20 protein-coding genes are annotated in these 21,819 nt (G+C 65.1%); 9 read left to right on the top strand and 11 right to left on the bottom strand.

The features are described from left to right. Nucleotides 1–26: 26 nt before the first annotated feature. Genes pgl through tkt form a run of 5 tightly spaced genes read right to left on the bottom strand, consistent with a single transcriptional unit; the run spans nucleotide 27 to nucleotide 6,455 of the window. Entirely contained in the window at nucleotides 27–770 is a 744-nt protein-coding gene (pgl, locus tag AB0O58_RS08030; protein ID WP_283542089.1) for a 6-phosphogluconolactonase, read from the bottom strand. Further along, nucleotides 763–1,671, bottom strand: a complete 909-nt coding sequence (opcA, locus tag AB0O58_RS08025; protein ID WP_027497011.1) for a glucose-6-phosphate dehydrogenase assembly protein OpcA — start codon at nucleotides 1,669–1,671, stop codon at nucleotides 763–765. The genes pgl and opcA overlap by 8 nt, the downstream gene beginning before the upstream one ends. Further along, nucleotides 1,668–3,224: a glucose-6-phosphate dehydrogenase gene (zwf, locus tag AB0O58_RS08020; RefSeq protein ID WP_027497012.1), complete on the bottom strand. Its 1,557-nt coding sequence runs from the start codon at nucleotides 3,222–3,224 to the stop codon at nucleotides 1,668–1,670. The genes opcA and zwf overlap by 4 nt, the downstream gene beginning before the upstream one ends. A gap of 3 nt (nucleotides 3,225–3,227) precedes the next feature. After that, nucleotides 3,228–4,352 (bottom strand): transaldolase, encoded by a 1,125-nt coding sequence (gene tal / locus AB0O58_RS08015; RefSeq protein WP_027497013.1) that lies wholly within the window; start codon nucleotides 4,350–4,352, stop codon nucleotides 3,228–3,230. Nucleotides 4,353–4,355: 3 nt separating this feature from the next. Then, nucleotides 4,356–6,455, bottom strand: a complete 2,100-nt coding sequence (tkt, locus tag AB0O58_RS08010) for a transketolase (protein ID WP_032382068.1) — start codon at nucleotides 6,453–6,455, stop codon at nucleotides 4,356–4,358. A gap of 444 nt (nucleotides 6,456–6,899) precedes the next feature. On the opposite strand from tkt, the gene AB0O58_RS08005 reads away from it, so the two are divergent. Beyond that, complete coding sequence (locus AB0O58_RS08005) at nucleotides 6,900–7,904, top strand: heme o synthase (protein WP_206497529.1); 1,005 nt, start codon at nucleotides 6,900–6,902, stop codon at nucleotides 7,902–7,904. Nucleotides 7,905–7,932: 28 nt separating this feature from the next. On the opposite strand, the gene AB0O58_RS08000 is transcribed toward AB0O58_RS08005, so the two are convergent. Further along, on the bottom strand, nucleotides 7,933–8,898 hold the full coding sequence (locus AB0O58_RS08000) for a quinone oxidoreductase (protein ID WP_206497530.1): 966 nt from the start codon (nucleotides 8,896–8,898) through the stop codon (nucleotides 7,933–7,935). A 135-nt stretch (nucleotides 8,899–9,033) separates the two neighbouring features. Here AB0O58_RS08000 and AB0O58_RS07995 point away from each other — a divergent pair, with 135 nt between their 5' ends. Then, nucleotides 9,034–9,408, top strand: coding sequence for a hypothetical protein (locus AB0O58_RS07995; RefSeq protein WP_027497017.1), 375 nt, complete (start codon nucleotides 9,034–9,036; stop codon nucleotides 9,406–9,408). Between the two features lie 190 nt (nucleotides 9,409–9,598). Here AB0O58_RS07995 and AB0O58_RS07990 read toward each other — a convergent pair whose 3' ends face one another. From AB0O58_RS07990 to mptB, 4 genes are all read right to left on the bottom strand, one after another. Then, nucleotides 9,599–10,603: a heme A synthase gene (locus tag AB0O58_RS07990; RefSeq protein ID WP_206497531.1), complete on the bottom strand. Its 1,005-nt coding sequence runs from the start codon at nucleotides 10,601–10,603 to the stop codon at nucleotides 9,599–9,601. Nucleotides 10,604–10,670: 67 nt separating this feature from the next. After that, on the bottom strand, nucleotides 10,671–11,471 hold the full coding sequence (locus tag AB0O58_RS07985; protein WP_032382065.1) for an ABC transporter permease: 801 nt from the start codon (nucleotides 11,469–11,471) through the stop codon (nucleotides 10,671–10,673). Further along, the gene (locus AB0O58_RS07980) at nucleotides 11,468–12,412 is read right to left on the bottom strand and encodes an ABC transporter ATP-binding protein (RefSeq protein WP_032365765.1); all 945 of its coding nucleotides are present in this window, start codon (nucleotides 12,410–12,412) and stop codon (nucleotides 11,468–11,470) included. Before AB0O58_RS07980 ends, AB0O58_RS07985 begins: the two co-directional genes overlap by 4 nt. Then, nucleotides 12,409–14,067 (bottom strand): polyprenol phosphomannose-dependent alpha 1,6 mannosyltransferase MptB, encoded by a 1,659-nt coding sequence (mptB, locus tag AB0O58_RS07975; protein ID WP_239536226.1) that lies wholly within the window; start codon nucleotides 14,065–14,067, stop codon nucleotides 12,409–12,411. The genes AB0O58_RS07980 and mptB overlap by 4 nt, the downstream gene beginning before the upstream one ends. A 217-nt stretch (nucleotides 14,068–14,284) precedes the next feature. Here mptB and AB0O58_RS07970 point away from each other — a divergent pair, with 217 nt between their 5' ends. The 7 genes from AB0O58_RS07970 to AB0O58_RS07940 are packed head-to-tail and all read left to right on the top strand — an operon-like array spanning nucleotide 14,285 to nucleotide 20,823. Beyond that, nucleotides 14,285–15,166, top strand: a complete 882-nt coding sequence (locus tag AB0O58_RS07970; protein ID WP_032391608.1) for a metalloregulator ArsR/SmtB family transcription factor — start codon at nucleotides 14,285–14,287, stop codon at nucleotides 15,164–15,166. Beyond that, nucleotides 15,163–16,608, top strand: coding sequence for a Fe-S cluster assembly protein SufB (gene sufB, locus AB0O58_RS07965; protein ID WP_027497021.1), 1,446 nt, complete (start codon nucleotides 15,163–15,165; stop codon nucleotides 16,606–16,608). The genes AB0O58_RS07970 and sufB overlap by 4 nt, the downstream gene beginning before the upstream one ends. Before the next feature lie 24 nt (nucleotides 16,609–16,632). Next, on the top strand, nucleotides 16,633–17,838 hold the full coding sequence (sufD, locus tag AB0O58_RS07960) for a Fe-S cluster assembly protein SufD (protein WP_206497595.1): 1,206 nt from the start codon (nucleotides 16,633–16,635) through the stop codon (nucleotides 17,836–17,838). A 39-nt stretch (nucleotides 17,839–17,877) separates the two neighbouring features. After that, the gene (gene sufC / locus AB0O58_RS07955; RefSeq protein WP_027497023.1) at nucleotides 17,878–18,654 is read left to right on the top strand and encodes a Fe-S cluster assembly ATPase SufC; all 777 of its coding nucleotides are present in this window, start codon (nucleotides 17,878–17,880) and stop codon (nucleotides 18,652–18,654) included. A gap of 2 nt (nucleotides 18,655–18,656) precedes the next feature. Beyond that, entirely contained in the window at nucleotides 18,657–19,949 is a 1,293-nt protein-coding gene (locus AB0O58_RS07950) for a cysteine desulfurase (RefSeq protein WP_032372457.1), read from the top strand. After that, nucleotides 19,949–20,446 carry a Fe-S cluster assembly sulfur transfer protein SufU gene (sufU, locus tag AB0O58_RS07945; RefSeq protein ID WP_027497025.1) on the top strand — a complete coding sequence of 166 codons (498 nt, stop codon included), beginning with the start codon at nucleotides 19,949–19,951 and terminating at the stop codon, nucleotides 20,444–20,446. Before AB0O58_RS07950 ends, sufU begins: the two co-directional genes overlap by 1 nt. Next, nucleotides 20,443–20,823, top strand: coding sequence for a metal-sulfur cluster assembly factor (locus AB0O58_RS07940; RefSeq protein ID WP_027497026.1), 381 nt, complete (start codon nucleotides 20,443–20,445; stop codon nucleotides 20,821–20,823). The genes sufU and AB0O58_RS07940 overlap by 4 nt, the downstream gene beginning before the upstream one ends. 21 nt (nucleotides 20,824–20,844) lie before the next feature. Here the strand turns inward: AB0O58_RS07940 and AB0O58_RS07935 are convergent, their stop codons facing one another. Beyond that, complete coding sequence (locus AB0O58_RS07935) at nucleotides 20,845–21,801, bottom strand: Ku protein (protein WP_206497533.1); 957 nt, start codon at nucleotides 21,799–21,801, stop codon at nucleotides 20,845–20,847. Between the last annotated feature and the right edge of the window lie 18 nt (nucleotides 21,802–21,819).

Raw genomic sequence — 21,819 nt, 5'->3', positions numbered from 1 at the left:
CTGCTGTCAGCTGTGGCTCGAGCCGATCACCGGTCCAGCTGTGAGGCCGCGGCCTCGTCGACGAACCAGACCGTCGATTCCGCGCCGATGGCACCGGCCGACGGCCAGTCGTCGGACGCTGCTCCGCCGACGGCGGCGGCAACGGCCTCGGCCTTCGCTGCACCGGACACCAGCAACCACACGTGCTTCGCCCTCCGGATGGCGGGCAGGGTGAGTGTGATGCGTACCGGTGGCGGCTTGGGGGAGTCCTCGACGGCCACGACGAAGCGATGCTGCTCGCGCACCGCGTCGGTGTGCGGGAAGAGCGAGTTGATGTGGCCCTCGCCGCCCATGCCCAACAGGTGGATGTCGAAGTCGGGGCATTGACCGTCGTCGGCCCGTGAGTGCAGCGTCTGTGCGTACGCCGCCGCAGCCGTTTCCGGGTCGGAGCCGTAGGCGCCGTCCGACGTCGCCATCGTGAACAGTCGATCCGGGTGCACGTCCACGTGCTTCAGCAGCGCGTCCGATGCCTGGACCTCGTTGCGCTCGGGATCTCCCGAGGGGAGAAAACGCTCGTCACCGAAGTAGATGTCCACCCGTGACCAGTCGATGGCACCGGAATCCGCGCGCAGTGCCTCGAGGAGGGCGATTCCCGTCCCGCCTCCGGTCAACACCACCGACGCGACACCGCGCTCGGCCTGCGCCGCGACGACAACGTCGACGAAGCGAGTGCGGGCGGCATCGACCAGCCCTTGTGCGTCGAGGTATCGGAGGACCGACTGATTACTCATAGCTCACTTTCGACAGACCGTGGAGGGCGAGTTCGTAGATTTCGTCCGTGTCGAGCCGCCGCAGTTCCTCGGCCAGGCACTCGCGGGTGTTGCGACGTGCCAGAGCAACCTGAGCGTCGGGCTGACCGGTACGCCGCAGTGTGGCGGTTTTTCCGGTCTGCGGACGGGTCAGCGAAATACTGCTGTTCTCCCTGGTCAGCTCGACCTTGAGCTCGCCGGCTCGCCGGTAGACCGGCACGTCGAGCTTCGCCGCCAACCAGCCGGCCAGAATGTCGAGTGCCGGCTCCTCTGCCAGTCCCGACACGGTGGCCGAGGTGACGGCCTCGAACGGTGCCTGATCGAGGGCAGTCGCCAGCAGGCCGCGCCAGTAGGTGATTCGGCTCCACGACAGATCCGTATCACCCTCGGTGTAGCTGCTCAGCCGTCCCTTGATCGCTGCGGTGGTATCCGACGAATTGGTGGCGTCGGTGATCCGCCTGATCGCCAACCGGCCCAGTGGATCCTTCGCCGGTACCGTCGGTGCCTCGTCCGGCCACCAGGCGACGATCGGCGTATCGGGCAGCAGGAACGGAATGACGACGCTGTGTTCGTGATCGGCGAGCTCGCCGTTCAGTCGTAGTACGACGACCTCGGACGCGCCGGCGTCTCCACCGACGCGGATCTGGGCGTCGAGACTCGACTCGGCGGACCGATCACCGTGGATGAGGACGATGACGCGACAGGGATGTTCCCGGCTCGCCTCGTTGGCGGCATCGATCGCCCGTTCGGCCTTGCTCGCATCACGGCTTGCGACGATCAAGGTCAGTACACGGCCGATGGTGACCGCGCCACCTGCTTCACGAACCTCGACGAGCTTCTTGCCGACCTCGGCCGTCGTGGTGGCGGGAATGTCGACAATCAAGGCCTTCTCCATTCGCGTCCGGTGCGGTGCATCATCTCGTCACCCGAGGACGGACCCCAGGTGCCGGCCTCGTACGGTTCGGCGGTGCCGCCCGAGGCCCAGTACTCGAGAATCGGGTCGAGAATCTTCCACGACAGTTCCACTTCGGCGTTGACCGGGAACAGTGAGGGCTCACCCAGGAGTACGTCGAGTATCAGTCGCTCGTACGCCTCGGGAGATGACTCGGTGAACGCCTGGCCGTAGCTGAAGTCCATGCTGACGTCGCGCACCTGCATGCTGGACCCGGGAACTTTGGAACCGAAGCGCATCGTGACGCCCTCGTCCGGCTGGACTCGAATGACCAGTGCGTTCTGCCCCAGTTCCTCGGTCATGGTGGCGTCGAACGGCAGATGGGGGGCACGCTTGAACACCATTGCGATCTCGGTGACTCTGCGGCCCAACGCCTTTCCCGTACGCAGATAGAACGGAACTCCACCCCAGCGCCGAGTGTCGACCTCGAGGGTGATGGCGGCGTAGGTTTCGGTGTTCGACTCGGAGTCGAACCCCTCTTCCTCCTTGAGCCCCTTCACTTTCTGGCTGCCCTGCCACCCGGCGGAGTACTGCCCGCGGGCGGACGTGCGATCGAGCGGCTCGGCGAGCTTGGTCGCCGAGAGCACCTTGATCTTCTCGGACTGCAGCTCGGTGGGGTTGAAACTCACCGGCTCCTCCATCGCAGTGATCGCGAGCAACTGGAGGAGATGGTTCTGAATGACGTCGCGGGCTGCCCCGATTCCGTCGTAATAGCCTGCGCGGCCACCCAATCCGATGTCCTCGGCCATCGTGATCTGCACGTGGTCCACATAGTGCGCGTTCCAGATCGGATCGAACAACTGGTTGGCGAAGCGCAGCGCGAGAATGTTCTGCACCGTCTCCTTGCCCAGGTAGTGATCGATCCGAAAGACGGTGTCCTCGGGGAACACTCGGTTCACGATCGCGTTGAGCTCCTTGGCGCTCTGCAAATCGTGACCGAACGGCTTCTCGATGACGACGCGTCGCCAGTTGCCGTCCTGCGCCTGGGCCAGTCCGGAGCGTGAAAGTTGTTGCAGTACAACAGGGAACGCGCCGGGTGGGATCGAGAGGTAGAAGGCATGGTTTCCGCCGGTGCCGCGGGTGGTGTCGAGCTCGGTGAGAGTCCGCGACAACTCGTCGAACGCGGCATCGTCGTCGAACGAACCCTGAACGAACCGGAAGCCCTCGGCAAGGGTGTTCCACACCTCTTCGCTGAACGGAGTTCGAGCATGATCGCGTACCGAGTCGTGCACGATCTTCTCGAAATCCTGGTTCTGCCACTCACGGCGAGCGAAGCCGACCAGGGCGAAACCGGGGGGTAGGAGCCCCCGGTTCGCCAGGTCGTACACCGCAGGCATGAGCTTCTTACGCGCGAGGTCACCGGTCACCCCGAAGATGACCATGCTGCACGGCCCGGCGATGCGGGGGAGCCGCTTGTCTCGCGCGTCGCGAAGTGGATTACGCCAGTCCGCGGAATTCAGGTTTTCTGTGTCTGCGGTGGGCACAGGTCAGCTCTTCTGACCTGCTTGGCGGAGCTGCTCCTCGGTAGCTTCGAGCAGCTCGTTCCACGCAGCCTCGAACTTCTGGACGCCCTCGTTCTCCAACGTCAGGAAGACGTCGGTGAGGTCGATTCCCAGGGCGGAGATGCGGTCGAAGATCTCCTGCGACTCCGGTCCCTTACCCGAGACGGTGTCGCCGACGATCTCGCCGTGGTCTGCGACCGCGTCCATGGTCTTCTCCGGCATCGTGTTCACGGTGTTCGGAGAGACGAGCTCGGTGACGTACATGGTGTCCGGGTAGGCGTCGGACTTGACGCCCGTCGAAGCCCACAGTGGCCGCTGCGGACGTGCACCGTTGCCCGCGAGTTCGCGGAACCGAGGAGCCACCTCGAAGACCTGCTGGTACGCCACGTACGCGAGGCGCGCATTGGCCAGCGCGGCCTTGCCCTTGAGGGCCTCGGCGTCGGGGGTGCCGATGGCGTCCAGGCGGGAGTCGATCTCGCTGTCCACGCGGGACACGAAGAACGACGCCACGGAATGGATCTTGTCGAGGTCGTGACCGGCGGCGCGGGCGGCCTCGAGACCCTCGAGGTACGCGTTCATGACCAGCTCGTAGCGCTCGACGGAGAAGATCAGGGTCACGTTGACGCTGATTCCCTCACCGATCACCTTGGCAATGGCGGGGATGCCTTCTTCCGTTGCCGGAATCTTGATGAGGAGATTCGGACGGTCGACGATCTTCCAGAGTTCGACGGCCTGCTCGTACGTCTTGTCCGCGTCGTGCGCCATGCGGGGGTCGACCTCGATCGACACGCGTCCGTCGACGCCCGCGCTGGCCTCGTACTGCGGTACCAGGATGTCGCACGCCTCACGGACGTCGTCGGTGGTGACGGTGCGAATCGTGGTCTCGACATCGGCACCTTCGCCGGCGAGCTTGGTGACCTGCTCGTCGTAAGCATCACCCTTGCTCAATGCGGCCTGGAAGATCGACGGGTTGGTCGTCACGCCGACGACGCTCTTGGTGTCGATCAGGTCCTTGAGGTTGCCCGACCGAATGCGGTCGCGAGACAGGTCGTCCAGCCAGACCGAAATTCCGGCGGCGGACAGCTCGGCAAGGTTTTTGTTCTGGGTCATGAGTTATCCCTTCACGTTGGTGATGGAGCGCTGCGCGGCCGCGACGACGGCGTCGGCCGTGAAGCCGAACTCGCGGAAAAGTGTTGCCGCATCGGCAGATTCGCCGTAGTGCTCGAGCGAGATGATCTCGCCGAAACCGCCGACGATCTTCCACCACGGCATCGCGATGCCGGCCTCGATGGACACCCGCGCCTTGACGGTGGGCGGAATGACCTGGTCGCGGTAGTTCTGGTCCTGGCTCTCGAACCACTCGACACACGGCATCGACACCACGCGTGCCGCGATGCCCTGCGCCTCGAGCAGCTTCTGGGCCTCCACTGCGTACTGCAGTTCGGAACCGGTGCCGATCAGGACGACGTCGGGGCTGGCCTTCGACGACTCGGAGAGGATGTAGCCACCCTTCGAGACGCCCTCGAAGCTGGTGCCTTCCAGGATCGGGATGCCCTGACGCGTCAGCGCCAGGCCGACGGGCCCGCTGCTGCTCGACCTGGCGAGCACCGACTGCCAGGCGTATGCCGTCTCGTTGGCGTCACCGGGGCGTACGACAGACAGGTTGGGAATCGCACGCAGGGCCGCGAGGTGCTCGACCGGCTGGTGCGTCGGGCCGTCCTCGCCGAGGCCGATGGAGTCGTGGGTCCATACGTAGATGGGATCGATGTCCATCAGCGACGCCAGGCGAACCGACGGCCGCATGTAGTCGCTGAACTGCATGAACGTTCCGCCGTACGCGCGGGTCGGACCGTGCATGACGATGCCCGACAGGATCGCACCCATGGCGTGCTCGCGGATACCGAAGTGCAGCGTGCGGCCGTAGGGCTCGGCGTCCCAGTCGTCGGTGGAGATCGACGTGGGGCCGAAGGACTTCGCACCCTTGATCGTGGTGTTGTTGCTGCCGGCGAGGTCGGCCGAGCCGCCCCACAGTTCCGGAAGAACGGGTCCGACGGCGTTGAGGACCTCGCCCGACGCCGCACGCGTGGCGACGGCCTTGCTGCCGGGCTCCCACGTGGGCAGCACGTCGGTCCAGTTCTCGGGCAGCGTGCCCTGCTGAAGACGGTCGAGCAACTGCTTGCGCTCGGGCTCACGGGCTGCCCAGGCCTCGAACTGCGTCATCCACTCGGTGTGTGCGGCGCGGCCGCGTTCCTGGAGCTTGCGAGTGTGGCCGATGACCTCGTCGCTGACCTCGAACGTCTTGGCCGGGTCGAAGTCCAGGGCCTGCTTGACCTTCGCGACCTCGTCGTCGCCCAGCGCGGCACCGTGGACGGCACCGGTGTTCATCATCGTCGGAGCCGGGAACCCGATGATGGTCCGCAGCACGATGATCGACGGCTTGTCGGTGACGGCCTTGGCGGCCTCGATGGCCTCCTCGATCGCGGTGACGTTCTCGCCGCCCTCGACGACCTGTACGTGCCACCCGTAGGCCTCGTACCGAGCCGCGGTGTTCTCGGACAAGGCGATGTCGGTCGAGTGCTCGATCGAGATCTTGTTGTCGTCGTAGAACAGGATCAGGTTGCCGAGCTGCTGGGTGCCAGCGAGCGACGACGCCTCGGACGTGACGCCCTCTTCGATGTCGCCGTCGGAGGCGATCACGTAGATGAAGTGATCGAACGGGCTCTCGCCGAGCGCAGGTTCGGGATCGAACAGTCCGCGTTCACGGCGCGATGCCATTGCCATTCCCACAGCGGATGCCAGTCCCTGGCCGAGTGGGCCGGTGGTGATCTCGACGCCGTCGGTGTGGCGGAACTCGGGGTGCCCCGGGGTCTTGGACTTGTAGGTCCGCAGTGCTTCGATGTCTGCGAGCTCGAGACCGAAACCGCCCAAGTAGAGCTGCAAGTACAGGGTGAGGCTCGAGTGACCGCACGACAGTACGAACCGGTCGCGGCCGATCCAGTGGGTGTCGGTGGGGTCGTGGCGCATGGTGCGCTGGAAGAGGGTGTACGCGAGGGGAGCCAAGCTCATCGCGGTTCCGGGGTGGCCGTTGCCGACCTTCTGCACTGCGTCCGCTGCCAGGACACGAACGGTGTCGACCGCCCGGGTGTCCAGGTCCGTCCAGTCGCTGGGGTGGTGCGCCGTGGTGAGGACGTCAATATCGTCTGTGATCGACACGAGCAGAAATCTCCTGACATTCGTTCGAGTTGTGGCTCCGAGGATTCGTCGCTCGGCGGTAACTGCACAGCGCCTGCGTGAGGCGCGAACGTAGTCGATGCCGAAGGACGTCCCCCACCAGCCTAGTTCCGACCGACGCTACTGTCGTGCCTTCCCCCGTCGGAGCACGAACGTGTGTGGCGTCGCCGCATCGTTCTTCGGTTTGGGTGCCCTGCGAATTGGACGTGCAAACCCCGCCGTCTACCATCGTCTGTAGTAGGCGCATGCTCGACGGCTCCCGGGGGCAATTTCCGAACCGGGACCATCCGCGTGCGCGTCGGTGGCCGAGGTCCTCGTGAGGCGGTTCTCCCAGGATCGGTCGGCCGCCAGGAACGAACCCGCGTGCCCGACGGCGCGTGGCAAGTGGCCGAGCGCCAGAGAACGACAGTCGTGCGAGGAGACGCAGTGCGAATTGGGCAGCAGCCGGGCGGACACGGTTTCGCCGGCGGCCCCGGATTCGGAGCAGACGACCAGGGCGACACCGAATACGCCGCGCCGGCGTCGGCGCCGCGCAGAGCGTGGGCTCTCTTCCTGGCCTATGTCGCGCTGACGAAGCCTCGGGTCATCGAGCTACTTCTCGTCACGACCATTCCCGCGATGCTGCTGGCAGATCGCGGTCACGTGGACCCGTGGCTGATTCTCACCACACTGTTCGGTGGAATGCTGGCCGCGGCGAGCGCGAACACCTTGAACATGGTGGTCGACGCAGACATCGACAAGGTGATGAAGCGCACCGAGAAGCGGCCGTTGGCCCGCGGCGCGATGCCTGTGTCGCACGCACTGGTGTTCGGTCTCGTCCTCGGGGTGTTCTCGTTCTTCTGGCTCTGGGCGACGACCAACCTCCTCAGCGGCGTGCTGGCCGTCGTCACGATCTGCTTCTACATCTTCGTCTACACCCTGGTGCTCAAGCGCCGAACTTCGCAGAACGTGGTGTGGGGCGGTGCCGCCGGCTGTATGCCGGTCATGATCGGCTGGTCCGCCGTCACCGGCACGATCGGCTGGCAGGCGCTGGTGATGTTCCTCGTCATCTTCCTGTGGACACCGCCGCACACCTGGGCCTTGATGCTTCGCTACAAGGAGGACTACCAGGCGGCCAACGTCCCGATGCTCCCTGCCGTCGCGTCGGAGACCAAGGTGACCAAGCACATCGTGCTCTACGCGTGGGCCACGGTTGCTGCGACGTTGGCACTGGCCCCGGGCTCCGGCGTCGTCTACGCGGTGATCGCGGTGGCATCGGGAATTTGGTTCCTCGTCGTGGCGCATCGCCTGTACGCAGGCGTGCGGGCTGGAACACCGGTCAAGCCTCTCAAGCTGTTCATCCTGTCCAACGAATACCTGGCGCTGGTGTTCTGCGGCCTCGCCGTCGACTCTGTCCTCGGCTGGCAGACGCTCGCCCAGCTGGTCTCCTGAGCGAGCGCCTCCTCACATCTGCACCCGATCAGGGGACGAGAACGATCGAACCGGTCGTCTTACGTCCTTCCAGGTCCATGTGTGCCTGCGCGACATCTTCGAGCGCGTAGCGAGCGCCGACCTCGACCGTCAGAGCGCCGCTCGCCAACGCGTCGAACACATCGCCCGCACGCCATTCGAGCTCGGCTCGGTCCCGTATGTGATGCGCCAGAGTGGGCCTGGTCAGAAACACCGATCCGGCCCCGTTGAGCCGCTGTGGGTCGAACGGCGGTACCGGGCCGCTCGCAGCACCGAACAGGGCCAGCGTGCCTCTGATACGCAGCGACGCCAGACTGGCCTCGAACGTGTCGGCTCCGACACCGTCGTAGACGGCATGGACTCCCTCGCCGCCGGTCAGTTCGCGAACCTGGGCCGCAATGTCGTCGTCGTACCGCAGTACGTGGGCGGCACCGGCCTGGACCGACCGCTCTGCTTTGGCATCGGTGGACACCGTCGTGATGACCCGTACGCCCTTTCCGACCGCCATCTCGGTCAGCAGTAGTCCGACGCCTCCCGCGCCCGCGTGCACGAGGACCGTGTCGCCGCTGCGCGCCGGGTAGGTGGACTCGATCAGGTAGTGCGCAGTCATGCCCTGGAGCAGCGCCGACGCCGCCTGATCGGCCGGAACGCCGTCGGGAACGGATATGGCGGACGAGGCGTCCACGACGACGAACTCGGCATAGCTACCCGGCGCGGCCGCCCAGGCGATGCGGTCCCCAGGAGCGAACGCGGTGACGTCAGGGCCGGCCTCGTGGACAACTCCGGAACCCTCGTCGCCGGGGACGTAGGGCAGGGACCGTGGATACATGCCGCGGCGGAAGTAGGTGTCGATGTAGTTGATCCCGATGGCGTCGACGCGCACGAGAACCTGCCCCGGTCCGGGCTCGGGAATGGGCACGTCCACGACGACCATGACCTCGGGTCCGCCGGTGTTGTCTACTCGAATGGCACGCATATCCCTGTTCTACACGGGAGCGATGTGAGTTCGAGGGCGGAGGCACGCTTCCACGACCGGTGCGACAAGTTACCGATCAGTAGCGATTCGGCGGGCCGATGCCGGCACGGTGGACGACCTCGGTATCGTGTCTGCATGGCTACCGAAATCGACAGTGCGGGCAACGAGAAGGACACGTCCAACGAGGTTCCGAAGGGAACTCTCGCGGCTGTGAAGGCTTTTCTCGCCGATCACGGCAACTCGGCAAGTGTGGTGATCCAACCCATCGGTCGGGCCGGAACCCGGCTCACGCTGGTCGGCGCAGACGGAGTGCTCGGAGATCAGGTGGTTCCGTCCACTGCGGTCGCACACGCGATCGTCGCCAGGTTCGACGAACTGACCGAGGCGGAGTGGGACCGCGAGCTGGTCAGTTCGGTCAATCCGGCACCGGGCCATTACGAGAAGATGGCCGGCTGGGTCGCTCGGCAGAAGAAGTTCCCGAAGGCCCGTAACCAGGCCATCGTCGGGTAGGACGAGAGCCGCAAAGTTTTTTCGACTCGACGGGAACCGTCTCGCGGTCCGATGCGTCGAAGTCAGTGAAGGGGCAGTCGGCCATCTGAGGGGGAGGTCGGCTGCCCCTCCGCTATGATTCGAAACTGCCGTGCTTGGACACCCGCGTGTCGAGCCTGCTGAGGAGCCGACACCCGAAGACTGCCGGGCCTCAGGACGCTGCGGCGACCCTGTCCACGTCGGCTTCCCGATCGGCAACCGCAGGACCGCGTGTTCTGCACGATGCCCACAGCGCAGCCGTGGCAGCCGTGCAGGCACCGGCACCGGCAACGTGGAACGCGACGAGTACTGCGGGAACGCCCGTGAAGTACTGCACCAGGCCGATCAGGGACTGGGCCAGCACGATCGCCACCAGAACGTGCAGCCGCTGCTTGACGGCAGTCGGCGCTCCGACCGCGTACAGGGCGAAACCGAGCCCGACGAGCAGCGCGAGATACCCGACCAGGAATTGCGAGTGGGCGTGCACCAGCGTGACGATCTCGATGCCCAGGCGCGGTACCGGCTCGTCGATGCTCTTGTCGCCGGCGTGCGGGCCGGCACCGGTCACCATCGTCCCGGCGATCAGTACGCCGGTCAGCGCGACGCCGGACAGAGCAGTGAGCCCGCGTAGCGCGGCGGGGACGGTGGGCAACGACTTCGGCGCGGCGTCGGTTTCACCCACCTTGACGAACAGCAGGGTAGCCAGCCAGACCATTGCCATCGACACCACGAGGTGAATGGCCACTGTCCACCACAGCAGGCCGGTCAACACGGTGAAGCCACCGATGACGGCCTGCACGACGGTTCCCAGCGGCATGAACCACGCGAAGAGCAACACCTCGCGCCGCCGGGCCGCGCGAGTGACAGCGAGAACGACGGCCGCAGCGGCGATGACCACCACGAAGGTGAGCAGTCGATTACCGAACTCGACGGCCTGATGCAGCACCGGAACCTCGGATACTCCGACCGGCGTGAAGCTTCCGGGGAAGCACTGTGGCCAGGTGGGGCACCCGAGCCCGGAGCCGGTCACTCGAACCACCGCACCGGTGACGGCTATGCCGCCCTGGGTGAGGATGGCGATGAATGCCAGCACCCGCTGTACCCGCAGCGAGGGCAGGGGCAGATAGGCCACGAGGCGCAGGAACACGCCGTAGAGCTTCCGTAGGAGGTAGGGCACTCCACGATGGTAAACGCCGATCAACTACACAGCGTCGTTGGGTAGAGCGACCGGCGGAAAGCCTCGCTCAGGTGAATTTGAAGGTTCGGACCGCGAGAGTGCCGCAGACCGCAGCCCAGACGAGCAGCACGGCGACCCCGAAGAGGTCGAACGACGAGGCCACACCGCGGTTGAGCGCCTCGCCGAGTGCGCCGGACGGGACTATCCGTGCGACGTTCTGCAGGCCCTGCGGAATCTGGTCGTCGACGAACACCGCGCTGCCGATCCCGAGCATCACGAACCAGGCGACGTTGGCCAATGCCAACACGATCTCCGCCCGCAGGGTGCCGCCGAGCAGCAACCCCATCGAGGCGAACGTCACCGTTCCCAAAGCGATGACGACCGCCCCGAGCAGCAGGCCTGCCGCACTCGGTCGCCAGCCGAGGGCGACGCCGATCGAGCCCAGCAGAACCGACTGCATGATCACCACGATCACGACGGCTACCGACTTGCCGCCGATGATTCCCCACCGTGGGAGTGGCGTGGCACCGAGTCTCTTGAGGGCGCCGTAGCGACGATCGAACCCGACGGCAATCGCCTGTCCGGTGAATGCCGTCGACATGATGGCCACCATCATCACAGCCGGCACGACCCGCGCGACGCGGTCGTCGCCGAGCTCACCGAACGGCAGCAGGGTGAGTCCGATCAACAGCGTGATCGGAATGAACATCGTCAGCAGCAGCTGCTCACCGTTGCGCAGCAACAACTTCAGCTCGAGACGCGACTGCGCGAACAGCATCCGAGCGGCCGACGCCGGCTGTGGGCGCGGCGCGAACAGTCCTGTCTCGAAACGGTTGTCGGCGAGCCGGGCTTCTCTGCGCACCGTCACATCCTCAATTCTCTGCCGGTCAGTTCGAGGAAGACGTCCTCGAGCCGCCGCTGATCGACCTGCAACTCCGTCGCCAACACGTTCTGCTGTGCGCACCAGGAGGTGACGACCACCAGGATCTGCGGTTCGATCACTCCGGTGACGACGTACGACCCCGGTGACGTCTCCGACGGTACGTAACCGGAGGGCAGGGCCGCGTCGAGCAGGGACAGATCGAGACCGGGGGGAGCGGAGAAGCGCAACTGTCCCTCGGCTCCCTGCTTGGTGAGCTCGGACGGGGATCCGGAGGCGACGACGCGACCGTTGTCGATGATCGTCAACCGATCCGCCAGCTGCTCGGCCTCGTCCATCAGATGTGTGGTCAGTAGAACGCCGACGCCGTCCCGTCGAAGTGCGTCGATCAATTCCCACACCAGCAGTCGGGCCTGGGCGTCGAGTCCGGCTGTCGGTTCGTCGAGAAACACCAACTCGGGGCGGCCGACGATGGCACAGGCCAACGCCAGTCGCTGCTGCTGGCCACCGGACAACCGTCGATAGGGTGTGCGGACCGCCGAGGTCAGGCCCAGACAGTCGAGCAGCCACGTCGTGTCGAGAGGGTCGGCCGAGTACGAGGCGACGAGCTCGAGCATTTCGCCCGCCTTGGACCCCGGGTAGGCACCGCCGCCCTGCAGCATGACGCCGATGCGGGGTCGGAGCTGGGCGGACTCGGCGATGGGGTCGAGGCCGAGGATTCTGACCGTGCCGCTGTCGGGTACGACGAAGCCTTCGCACATCTCGACGGTGGTGGTCTTTCCGGCACCGTTCGGGCCGAGCAGCGCGAGAACTTCACCCGCACCGATGCTCAGGCTCAGTCCGTCGACGGCGGTGGTGCCGTCGTAGGACTTGCGCACGTCGGTCAACTGCACGACAGGTTGCGCCGCATTCGACGTCCCGGAGATCACGAGGACTCAGCGTATTCGTCGGTGTGCCGCTCGGGTGCCGGTGGTCCGCTGCGCGTGGGCCACGGCAGCCGGTTCCGTGTCAGCAGATACAACACGACGATGGTCAGGATGGTCATCACTGCGGCCTGCACGATCTGGAACGGCTGGTATTCGCTGCCGTTCGGCATGAGGATCACGCTGACCAAGGACGAGAAGGCAATGGCGGGACGCCGGAAGGACGGAGTGGTGGCCCATGCTGCCAGCGGGATCACCGCCCACAGCAGGTACCAGGGCTGGACTACCGGGAACAGCAGAACCACTGCTCCCAGCGCCACCCCCAGCGCTCCCACCGAGTGCAGTCGACCCCTCAGAACAGCGACCAGCATGCGGATGACGATGACGCCGGCGACGACGGCTGCGATCGGCCGAGTGAGACTCAACACAGCGGTGGTGTGATCGCCGAGGCCGAGCAGCACGCCGACGAATCCGGTGGCCAAGCCGAGAATCGTGGGAATCGACATCCAGCTGCGCACCACCCCCGCGGTACCCAGAGTGTGGATCCATCCGAATCCGAGTCCGCTGCCGAGGCTCACGACGACTTGGACGGCGACGGCGATCGTGCCGAGCAGCAGCGCAGCGTAGACGACCGATCTCAGAGTGCCGCCCCACCGTCTCGACAGCGCCATTCCGACGAACCCCAGCGCTATCAGCGACGGGATCTTGATCGTCGACGAGAGTGCGATCACACCCGCTCCACCGATGAGGAACGCGATATCGGTGCTGCGCAACGCACCCGGGCGCTCGATCGCGCGCAGCGCCAATTCGGTACCCGCGAGCATGAGCCCGATCATCAGGGCCTCGTTGTGAATTCCGGCGACCAGGTGGAACAGCAACAGCGGGTTCGCGGCACCGAGCCACAGTGCCGTGACCGACGCGACCCCGCAGCGGCGTGCGAGACGCGGCAGCGCCCAGACGATCAGCGCGACTCCCGCCAAGGCGAGCAGTCGGTGCAGGAAAATGCCGGCGACGATGTTCTCGCCGGTCAAGTACGTGATCCCGCGCCCCATCCACAGGAACAGCGGACCGTAGGGTGCCGGAGTCTCTCGCCAGATGTTGGGCACCGTCCGGGTCAGGACGTTGTCGGCCCCCAGTGCATCCACGGGGCCGATCTCGTAGGGGTCGAGACCGCGGGCCGTGATCTCGCTCTGGGCCAGGTAGGAGTAGACGTCGCGCGAGAACATAGGCGGTGCGACGCTCAGCGGCAGGATCCACAGCAGCAGAGTTCGGTCCATCTGCGATCGTGACAGGCGGCGAGGAGTCGCGCCCGATCGCGTCCGCCCCAACGCGAACCTGCCGAGCAGTAGCCACGCGAGGACCACGACGACGGTTCCCGTCATGGTCACCGTCAGAGCCGACGTGGCCATGCGCGACGGCAGGCTCAGTAACCGGACGCCCGCGATCGGGTTCTGCAGTACCGGCTGCGCACCCGCGCCGAGCGCGCCGATCGCCATCAGCAGCGCGCCCGCGGCTCCGAAACGGCGAATGTTGCGTAGCTGAACGGTCTCGGCGGGATCGAGACCGGGTGCCTCCGGCTCGTCGCCGTGCAACGTGGCGACACCGGCACCCGGTGGGGTCGGTTCCAGGCCGAACACGCGCCGAGCAGGGGTGAGAATCATCCTGTGCAGCAGCGTGCCGCGCGTGGATTCGGGGTTCTCGGGATCGGGGGACGAGCTGGCACCGGTCGCGGAAGGCGAGTTCTCGGAACTCTGCTCACTCTCGGTCGATGGCACAGTGGGAGCGTAGCTGTGTGCCATGGCGCGATTCACCCGGTCCTCCGGACTCCGCGGCCTTCGTCGCCCGGCTCGGATTCACCTGAGGGATAGGGCACCCTTGCTGGACCAGGTGAAACAATTCCGTCACACTGGTGTTGTGAAAACAACCGAGAGCTCGCTCGTGCGTCCGGAAAGCGTCGATCCATCGACCGCCGGAGCAGGCGCGTCGTCGGTGCGACCGGCATCGGCCCCCGAGGGGCAGACGCGGGGCGCAGTGGTCACCCTACTGCTCGAAGAAGGCCCCATCACCGCGTCCGATATCGGCACTCGCCTGGGATTGAGCGCGGCCGGTGTCCGGCGCCACCTCGATGCGCTCATCGATGCAGGCGAGGCCAGGATCACCACCCCGGCGGGAGCACGTCAGCGTGGACGCGGGCGACCGGCCAAGCATTTTCAGCTCACGGCAGCCGGCCGCAATCGGCTGGGCCACACCTACGACGATCTGGCCGGAGCCGCCATGCGGCAGCTGCGCAAGATCGGTGGCAACGACGCCATCGAGACGTTCGCGCGGCAACGCGTCAACACCATCGTTGCCGACGTCGAACCCGCGACCGGTTCCGACGCACATGCCGTGGAAACGGCGGCGGGAAGAATTGCCGACGCGTTCAGTGCGGCGGGATTCTCGGCCACCACGCGGCAAGTCGGCAACGGAGTGCAGATCTGCCAACACCATTGCCCGGTGTCGCACGTCGCAGCAGAGTTTCCCGAGCTGTGCGAGGCCGAACAAGCAGCGTTCGCCGAGATCCTCGGCACGCATGTGCAGCGTCTTGCCACCATTGCGAACGGCAACTGCGCTTGCACCACACACGTACCGCTCACCTCGACGCGATCGAGGAGCGGTCGATCCGGTACCGACGTATCGACAGATAGTTCACACAAGATGACGTCCGACACGCAGCCCCGTGTCGGAGAACGCACACGCCTCCGGAAGGAGCCCGCATGACCGTCACACCAGACCAGGTGACACCCGCCGCGCCGCTGACTCAGGACGAGACCATCGCATCGCTCGGCACCTACGGATACGGCTGGGCCGATTCCGACGTAGCCGGCGCGAGCGCCAAGCGCGGCTTGTCCGAGGCTGTCGTCCGTGACATCTCGGCCAAGAAGAGCGAGCCCGAGTGGATGCTCGAAGCCCGTCTGAAGGCTCTCAAGACCTTCGACCGCAAGCCCATGCCCAACTGGGGTTCCGACCTGGACGGCATCGACTTCGACAACATCAAGTACTTCGTGCGGTCCAGCGAGAAGCAGGCCGCTACGTGGGACGATCTGCCCGAGGACATCAAGAACACGTACGACAAGCTCGGCATCCCCGAAGCCGAGAAGCAGCGCCTGGTCTCCGGTGTCGCAGCTCAGTACGAGTCCGAGGTCGTCTACCACTCGATCCGTGAGGACCTCGAGGCGCAGGGTGTGTTGTTCCTCGACACCGACACCGCACTCAAGGAGCAGCCGGAGCTGTTCCGCGAGTACTTCGGCACCGTCATCCCCGCGGGCGACAACAAGTTCTCTGCGTTGAACACCGCAGTGTGGTCCGGTGGATCGTTCATCTACATCCCGCCGGGCGTGCACGTCGACATCCCGCTGCAGGCCTACTTCCGGATCAACACCGAGAACATGGGCCAGTTCGAGCGCACGCTGATCATCGTCGACGAGGGTGCCTACGTGCACTACGTCGAGGGCTGCACCGCGCCGATCTACAAGTCCGATTCGCTGCACTCCGCCGTGGTCGAGATCATCGTCAAGAAGGGTGGTCGTTGCCGGTACACGACCATTCAGAACTGGTCGAACAACGTCTACAACCTGGTCACCAAGCGCGCCAAGGCTGAAGCAGGCGCAACGATGGAGTGGGTCGACGGCAACATCGGCTCCAAGGTCACCATGAAGTACCCGGCTGTGTGGATGACCGGCGAATACGCCAAGGGCGAGGTTCTCTCGGTCGCGTTCGCAGGGCCCGATCAGCACCAGGACACCGGTTCCAAGATGCTGCACCTGGCACCGCACACGTCGTCGAACATCGTCAGCAAGTCCGTCGCCCGTGGCGGTGGACGGACGTCCTACCGCGGTCTGATCCAGATCAACAAGGGCGCGCACGGCTCGCGTTCGACGGTCAAGTGCGACGCCCTACTGGTCGACACGATCAGTCGGTCCGACACCTACCCGTACGTCGACATCCGTGAGGACGACGTGTCGATGGGTCACGAGGCCACTGTCTCGAAGGTCAGCGACGATCAGTTGTTCTACCTGATGAGCCGCGGCATGACCGAGGACGAAGCGATGGCCATGGTCGTCCGCGGATTCGTCGAGCCCATTGCTCGCGAACTGCCGATGGAGTACGCGCTCGAGCTCAACCGGCTCATCGAGTTGCAGATGGAAGGGTCGGTCGGATAAGTGAACAACCCCCTCACCGGAGTCATGGGTGCCGTGGCATCGGAAAACCCGGCATCCGAGAACCCCGATTCCGCCAAGGAAGACAAGTCGAAGCTCGTCGCCAACAAGGGCGCTCAATTCACGTCGTACGACGTGAACGCGTTCGAGGTGCCGTCGGGCCGCGACGAAATGTGGCGCTTCACGCCGCTGCGTCGCCTTCGCGGCCTGCACGACGGTTCGGCAGTCGCCGACGGGACCGCTCAGGTCACCGTCGGGGCTGCGGACCAGGTGGTCGTGGAGACCGTGGGACGCGACGACGATCGACTCGGGAAGGCCGGCGTGCCTGCCGATCGGATTGCTGCACAGGCATATTCGGCCTTCACCGAGGCCACGATCGTCAGCATTCCCAACGAGGTCGAGGTAGCGGAGCCGATCGAGATCACCATCGACGGACCGGGCGTCGACCACGTCGCCTACGGACACGTGCAGATTCGCCTCGGCACGTTCGCTCGCGCCACCGTGGTGATCGATCAGCGCGGCAGCGGCACGTACGCCGAGAACGTCGAGTTCGTGCTGGGTGACAGCTCGCAGTTGCACGTCGTGCTGATCCAGGACTGGCAGTCGGACGCGGTGCACGTGGCCGCCCACCACGCCCTGCTCGGTCGTGACTCGGTGTTGCGCCACTACAACGTCAGCCTCGGCGGCGACTTGGTGCGCATCAGCCCGACCGTGCGCTACAGCGCGCCCGGCGGTGACGCGAACATGCTCGGTGTGTACTTCGCCGACGCCGGTCAGCACCTCGAGCAGCGGTTGCTCGTCGACCATTCGGCTCCGCATTGCAAGTCGAACGTGATGTACAAGGGCGCGCTCCAGGGTGAAACCGGACCCGGCACCGTCGACGCACACACCGTATGGATCGGCGACGTTCTCATCCGCGCCGAGGCCGAGGGCACCGAGACGTACGAACTGAACCGAAATCTCGTGCTCACCGACGGCGCTCGCGCCGATTCGGTACCGAACCTGGAAATCGAAACCGGCGAGATCGTCGGAGCAGGGCACGCCAGTGCTACCGGCCGATTCGACGACGAGCAGCTGTTCTACCTGCGTGCTCGCGGCATCTCGGAGGAGGTGGCCCGCCGACTGGTCGTCCGCGGCTTCTTCCACGAAATCATCGACAAGATTCCGGTCCCCGCCGTACGCGAGCGTCTCGATGCTGCCATCGAGACCGAGCTCGCCGTCGTCGGCGCGTAGGCCCAACCGAACCTTTCTCGACTGCACAAAGGAACTTTGATGTCCACACTCGAAATCCGCGATCTGCACGTCAGCGTCGCCAACACCGACTCGTCCGCCGAGCCGATCGACATCCTCAAAGGTGTCGACCTGACCGTGAAGTCCGGCGAGACGCACGCGATCATGGGGCCCAACGGCTCCGGCAAGTCCACCTTGTCGTACGCCATTGCCGGCCACCCGAAGTACACCGTCACCTCCGGCACCATCACCCTCGACGGTGAAGACGTTCTCGAGATGAGCGTCGACGAGCGCGCCCGCGCAGGTCTGTTCCTGGCGATGCAGTACCCGGTGGAGGTGCCCGGAGTGTCGATGTCGAACTTCCTGCGCACCGCCGCCACCGCCGTGCGCGGCGAAGCCCCCAAGCTGCGGCACTGGGTCAAGGAAGCCAAAACCGCCATGAGCGAGCTCGAAATCGAGGCGAACTTCCTCGAGCGCAACGTCAACGAGGGTTTCTCCGGCGGCGAGAAGAAGCGTCACGAGATCCTGCAGCTGGGACTGCTCAAGCCGAAGATCGCCATCCTCGACGAGACCGATTCCGGCCTCGACGTCGACGCTTTGCGCGTGGTGTCCGAGGGCGTGAACAAGTACAAGGAGCGTGAAGACGGGGGAGTGCTGCTGATCACGCACTACACCCGTATTCTTCGCTACATCAAGCCCGACTTCGTGCACGTCTTCGTCAACGGTGAGATCGTCAAGTCCGGCGGCGCCGAGCTGGCCGACGAGCTCGAGGCCAACGGCTACGCCGGCTACACGCAGGCCGCGACCACCGGAGCATGAGTATGGCTGCACCGGCAGCTGTGGCGGTAGCGACATCGTTCGATGTCGCTACCGTTCGCCGCGATTTTCCTATCCTCTCGCGCACCGTCCGCGACGGAAAGCCGTTGGTGTATCTGGATTCCGGCGCAACCTCGCAGCGGCCGGTGCAGGTACTCGACGCCGAACGCGAGTTCCTCACCACCTGTAACGCGGCGGTGCACCGCGGGGCGCATCAGCTGGCCGAGGAAGCCACCGACGCGTACGAGGGAGCCAGGGCGGATATCGCCGCGTTCGTCGGTGCAGACGTCGACGAGATCGTCTTCACCAAGAACGCAACCGAGTCGCTCAACCTCGTGACGTACGTGTTGGCCGATCAGCGCTTCGATCGTCATCTCGGACCCGGTGACGAGATCGTCGTCACCGAACTCGAACACCACGCCAATCTCGTTCCGTGGCAAGAGCTTGCGGCCCGTACCGGCGCAACTCTGCGGTGGTACGGGGTGACCGACGACGGTCGAATCGACCTCGACTCGCTGGAATTGTCGTCCGCGGTGAAGGTCGTCGCGTTCACCCACCAGTCGAACGTGACCGGTGCCGTCGCTCCCGTCGAGGAGTTGGTGCGTCGCGCCCGAGCTGTCGGCGCGCTCGTCGTTCTCGACGCGTGCCAATCCGTGCCCCACATGAAGGTCGATTTCCACGACCTCGACGTCGACTACGCAGCGTTCTCCGGCCACAAGATGCTGGGACCCTCGGGTGTCGGAGTGTTGTACGGCAAGGCCGCGCTGCTCGATGCGATGCCGCCGTTCATCACCGGCGGATCGATGATCGAGACGGTCACGATGGAGAAGACGACGTTCGCGCCTCCGCCGCAACGCTTCGAGGCCGGTGTGCCCATGACGTCGCAGGTCATCGGGCTCGGTGCCGCCGTGCGGTACCTCGACAACATCGGTATCGACGCCGTGGCAGCTCACGAAAAGACTTTGGTCGCAGCCACTCTCGCCGAGTTCGCAAAGATCGACGGCGTTCGAGTCATCGGCCCGACGGAGAACGTCGATCGAGGTTCGGCAGTGTCGTTCGTCGTCGACGGTATCCACGCACACGACCTGGGGCAGATTCTCGACGACGAAGGCGTCGCCATTCGCGTCGGTCATCATTGCGCGTGGCCACTGCATCGGCGCTTCGGAGTGGCAGCGACCGCGCGGGCGTCTTTCGCGTTGTACAACACGGTCGAGGAAGTGCAGGTGCTCGCAAACGCGATTCGTCGCGCGCAATCGTTCTTCGGCACCGACCGCAATGGTGAGGAGGGACACGCCTGATGCGAATGGAACAGATGTACCAGGAAGTGATCCTCGATCACTACAAGCATCCGCACGGTCGTGGACTGCGCGAGCCGTTCGGTGCCGAGGTGCACCACGTCAATCCCACCTGCGGCGACGAGGTCACTCTGCGGGTTCACGTCGACAACGGCACCGTTGCGGACGTCTCGTACGACGGCCAGGGTTGCTCGATCAGCCAAGCCGCCACGTCGGTGCTGACCGATCAGGTGGTCGGCTTGTCAGTTCAGGACGCCCTGAAGACCGTGGATTCGTTCAGCGAGATGGTCGGCAGCAGAGGTACCGTCGAGGGAGACGAAGACGTCATCGGCGACGGCATTGCGTTCGCCGGTGTGGCCAAGTATCCGGCTCGCGTGAAATGCGCCTTGCTGGGTTGGATGGCTTTCAAGGATGCGGTTGTTCAAGTAGTGGACGCAGATACGACAGCTACGACGGGCGAGACCGCCCAGTCGGCACTTTCCGGAGGACAGCAATCATGACCGACGCAACAGAGACCACACCGGCTGTGACGACGACGCCGGTGGAACTCACCGCCGACGAGATCAAGGTGCTCGAGGACCTCGAAGAAGCGATGCGCGACGTCGTCGACCCCGAGCTGGGAATCAATGTCGTCGATCTCGGTTTGGTCTACGACATCAAGATCGACGCCGAGGACATCGTCACCGTCGACATGACACTGACATCGGCGGCCTGCCCGTTGACGGACGTCATCGAGGATCAGGCCCGTGGTGCGCTCGTGCGCAGTGGGCTCGCCGCCGACCTCAAGATCAACTGGGTCTGGATGCCGCCGTGGGGACCGGACAAGATCACCGACGACGGACGCGAGCAGCTTCGGGCCCTCGGCTTCACCGTCTGACGGTCCGGTCCGGCTGCCCCGTCACGCACCCTTCGCCTCGTCGGTGGACGGGGCAGCCTTCTTCGCTGCGGCCTTCTTGGCCGGAGCCTTCTTTGCCGGCGTCTTTCGCGCGGTGGTCTTCTTGGCCGGTGTCTTCGACGACGAAGATTTCGACGATGATGATGTCGACGAATCGGACCCCGACTTCGCGTTCTTTCCCGCGGCCTCGACGCTGCGCTGGAGGGCGGCGACCAGATCCACGACCTCTGCGTCCTCGCCGTCGTCCTGTGATTCGGCCTCGGTGTGGATGACCTTCTCGCCACCGTTCGCCAGTGTCTCGTCGATCAGTTTGCGCAGTTCGATCTGGTAGTCGTCGGTGTACTCCGTCGGATCGAATTCCGAGGACATGCTCTCGACGAGCGACGTCGCCATCTTTACTTCTTGCGGGCGCGCCGACGGGGCGTCGTCGAGCGACGGGAATTCTGCGGCTCGTACCTCGTCCGGCCACAGCAGAGTCTGGATGACCAGCACGTTGTCACGGACCCTCAAGGCGGCCAGCCGCGTCTTCTGTCGCAGCGTGAAATGGACGAGCGCGGTGCGTTCGGTTTCTTCCAGCGTCTCTCGCAGCAGTACGTACGCCTTGGGCGACGACGAGTCGGGCTCCAGGAAGTAACTCTTGTCGTAGAGGATCGGATCGATCTGCTCGGTCGGAACGAATTCGAGAACGGGGATCTCGTGCTTCTCGGCAGCGGGGAGTTTGTCGAAGTCGTCGTCGGTGAGGATCACGCGCTCGCCGTCGGGCGAGTCGTACGCCTTGTCGATGTCGGCGAACTGGACCGATTTTCCGCATTCCTGGCAGATGCGGTCGTACTTGATTCGTCCGCCGTCCTTTGCGTGCACTTGATGAAACCGGATGTCGTGTTGCTCGGTGGCCGAGTAGACCTTCACCGGAACGTTGACGAGTCCGAAGGCGATCGAGCCTTTCCAAATGCTGCGCATGTGTTCATGATCGCCGAC

It is taken from the genome of Rhodococcus sp. NPDC080181, assembly GCF_040702225.1.
Taxonomy (GTDB): Bacteria; Actinomycetota; Actinomycetes; order Mycobacteriales; family Mycobacteriaceae; genus Rhodococcoides; species Rhodococcoides fascians.
Note: the sequence above shows the minus strand (reverse complement) of the source record. Positions and strands in the feature narration are given on the sequence as shown.

What these genes read in the sequence shown, in the direction of transcription:
- pgl (WP_283542089.1), bottom strand. Translation starts at nt 770, where the DNA reads ATGAGTAATCAGTCGGTCCTCCGATACCTCGACGCACAAGGGCTGGTC.
- tal (WP_027497013.1), bottom strand. Translation starts at nt 4,352, where the DNA reads ATGACCCAGAACAAAAACCTTGCCGAGCTGTCCGCCGCCGGAATTTCG.
- AB0O58_RS08000 (WP_206497530.1), bottom strand. Translation starts at nt 8,898, where the DNA reads ATGCGTGCCATTCGAGTAGACAACACCGGCGGACCCGAGGTCATGGTC.
- AB0O58_RS07995 (WP_027497017.1), top strand. Translation starts at nt 9,034, where the DNA reads ATGGCTACCGAAATCGACAGTGCGGGCAACGAGAAGGACACGTCCAAC.
- mptB (WP_239536226.1), bottom strand. Translation starts at nt 14,067, where the DNA reads ATGATTCTCACCCCTGCTCGGCGCGTGTTCGGCCTGGAACCGACCCCA.
- sufB (WP_027497021.1), top strand. Translation starts at nt 15,163, where the DNA reads ATGACCGTCACACCAGACCAGGTGACACCCGCCGCGCCGCTGACTCAG.
- sufD (WP_206497595.1), top strand. Translation starts at nt 16,633, where the DNA reads ATGGGTGCCGTGGCATCGGAAAACCCGGCATCCGAGAACCCCGATTCC.
- sufC (WP_027497023.1), top strand. Translation starts at nt 17,878, where the DNA reads ATGTCCACACTCGAAATCCGCGATCTGCACGTCAGCGTCGCCAACACC.
- AB0O58_RS07950 (WP_032372457.1), top strand. Translation starts at nt 18,657, where the DNA reads ATGGCTGCACCGGCAGCTGTGGCGGTAGCGACATCGTTCGATGTCGCT.
- sufU (WP_027497025.1), top strand. Translation starts at nt 19,949, where the DNA reads ATGCGAATGGAACAGATGTACCAGGAAGTGATCCTCGATCACTACAAG.
- AB0O58_RS07940 (WP_027497026.1), top strand. Translation starts at nt 20,443, where the DNA reads ATGACCGACGCAACAGAGACCACACCGGCTGTGACGACGACGCCGGTG.
- AB0O58_RS07935 (WP_206497533.1), bottom strand. Translation starts at nt 21,801, where the DNA reads ATGCGCAGCATTTGGAAAGGCTCGATCGCCTTCGGACTCGTCAACGTT.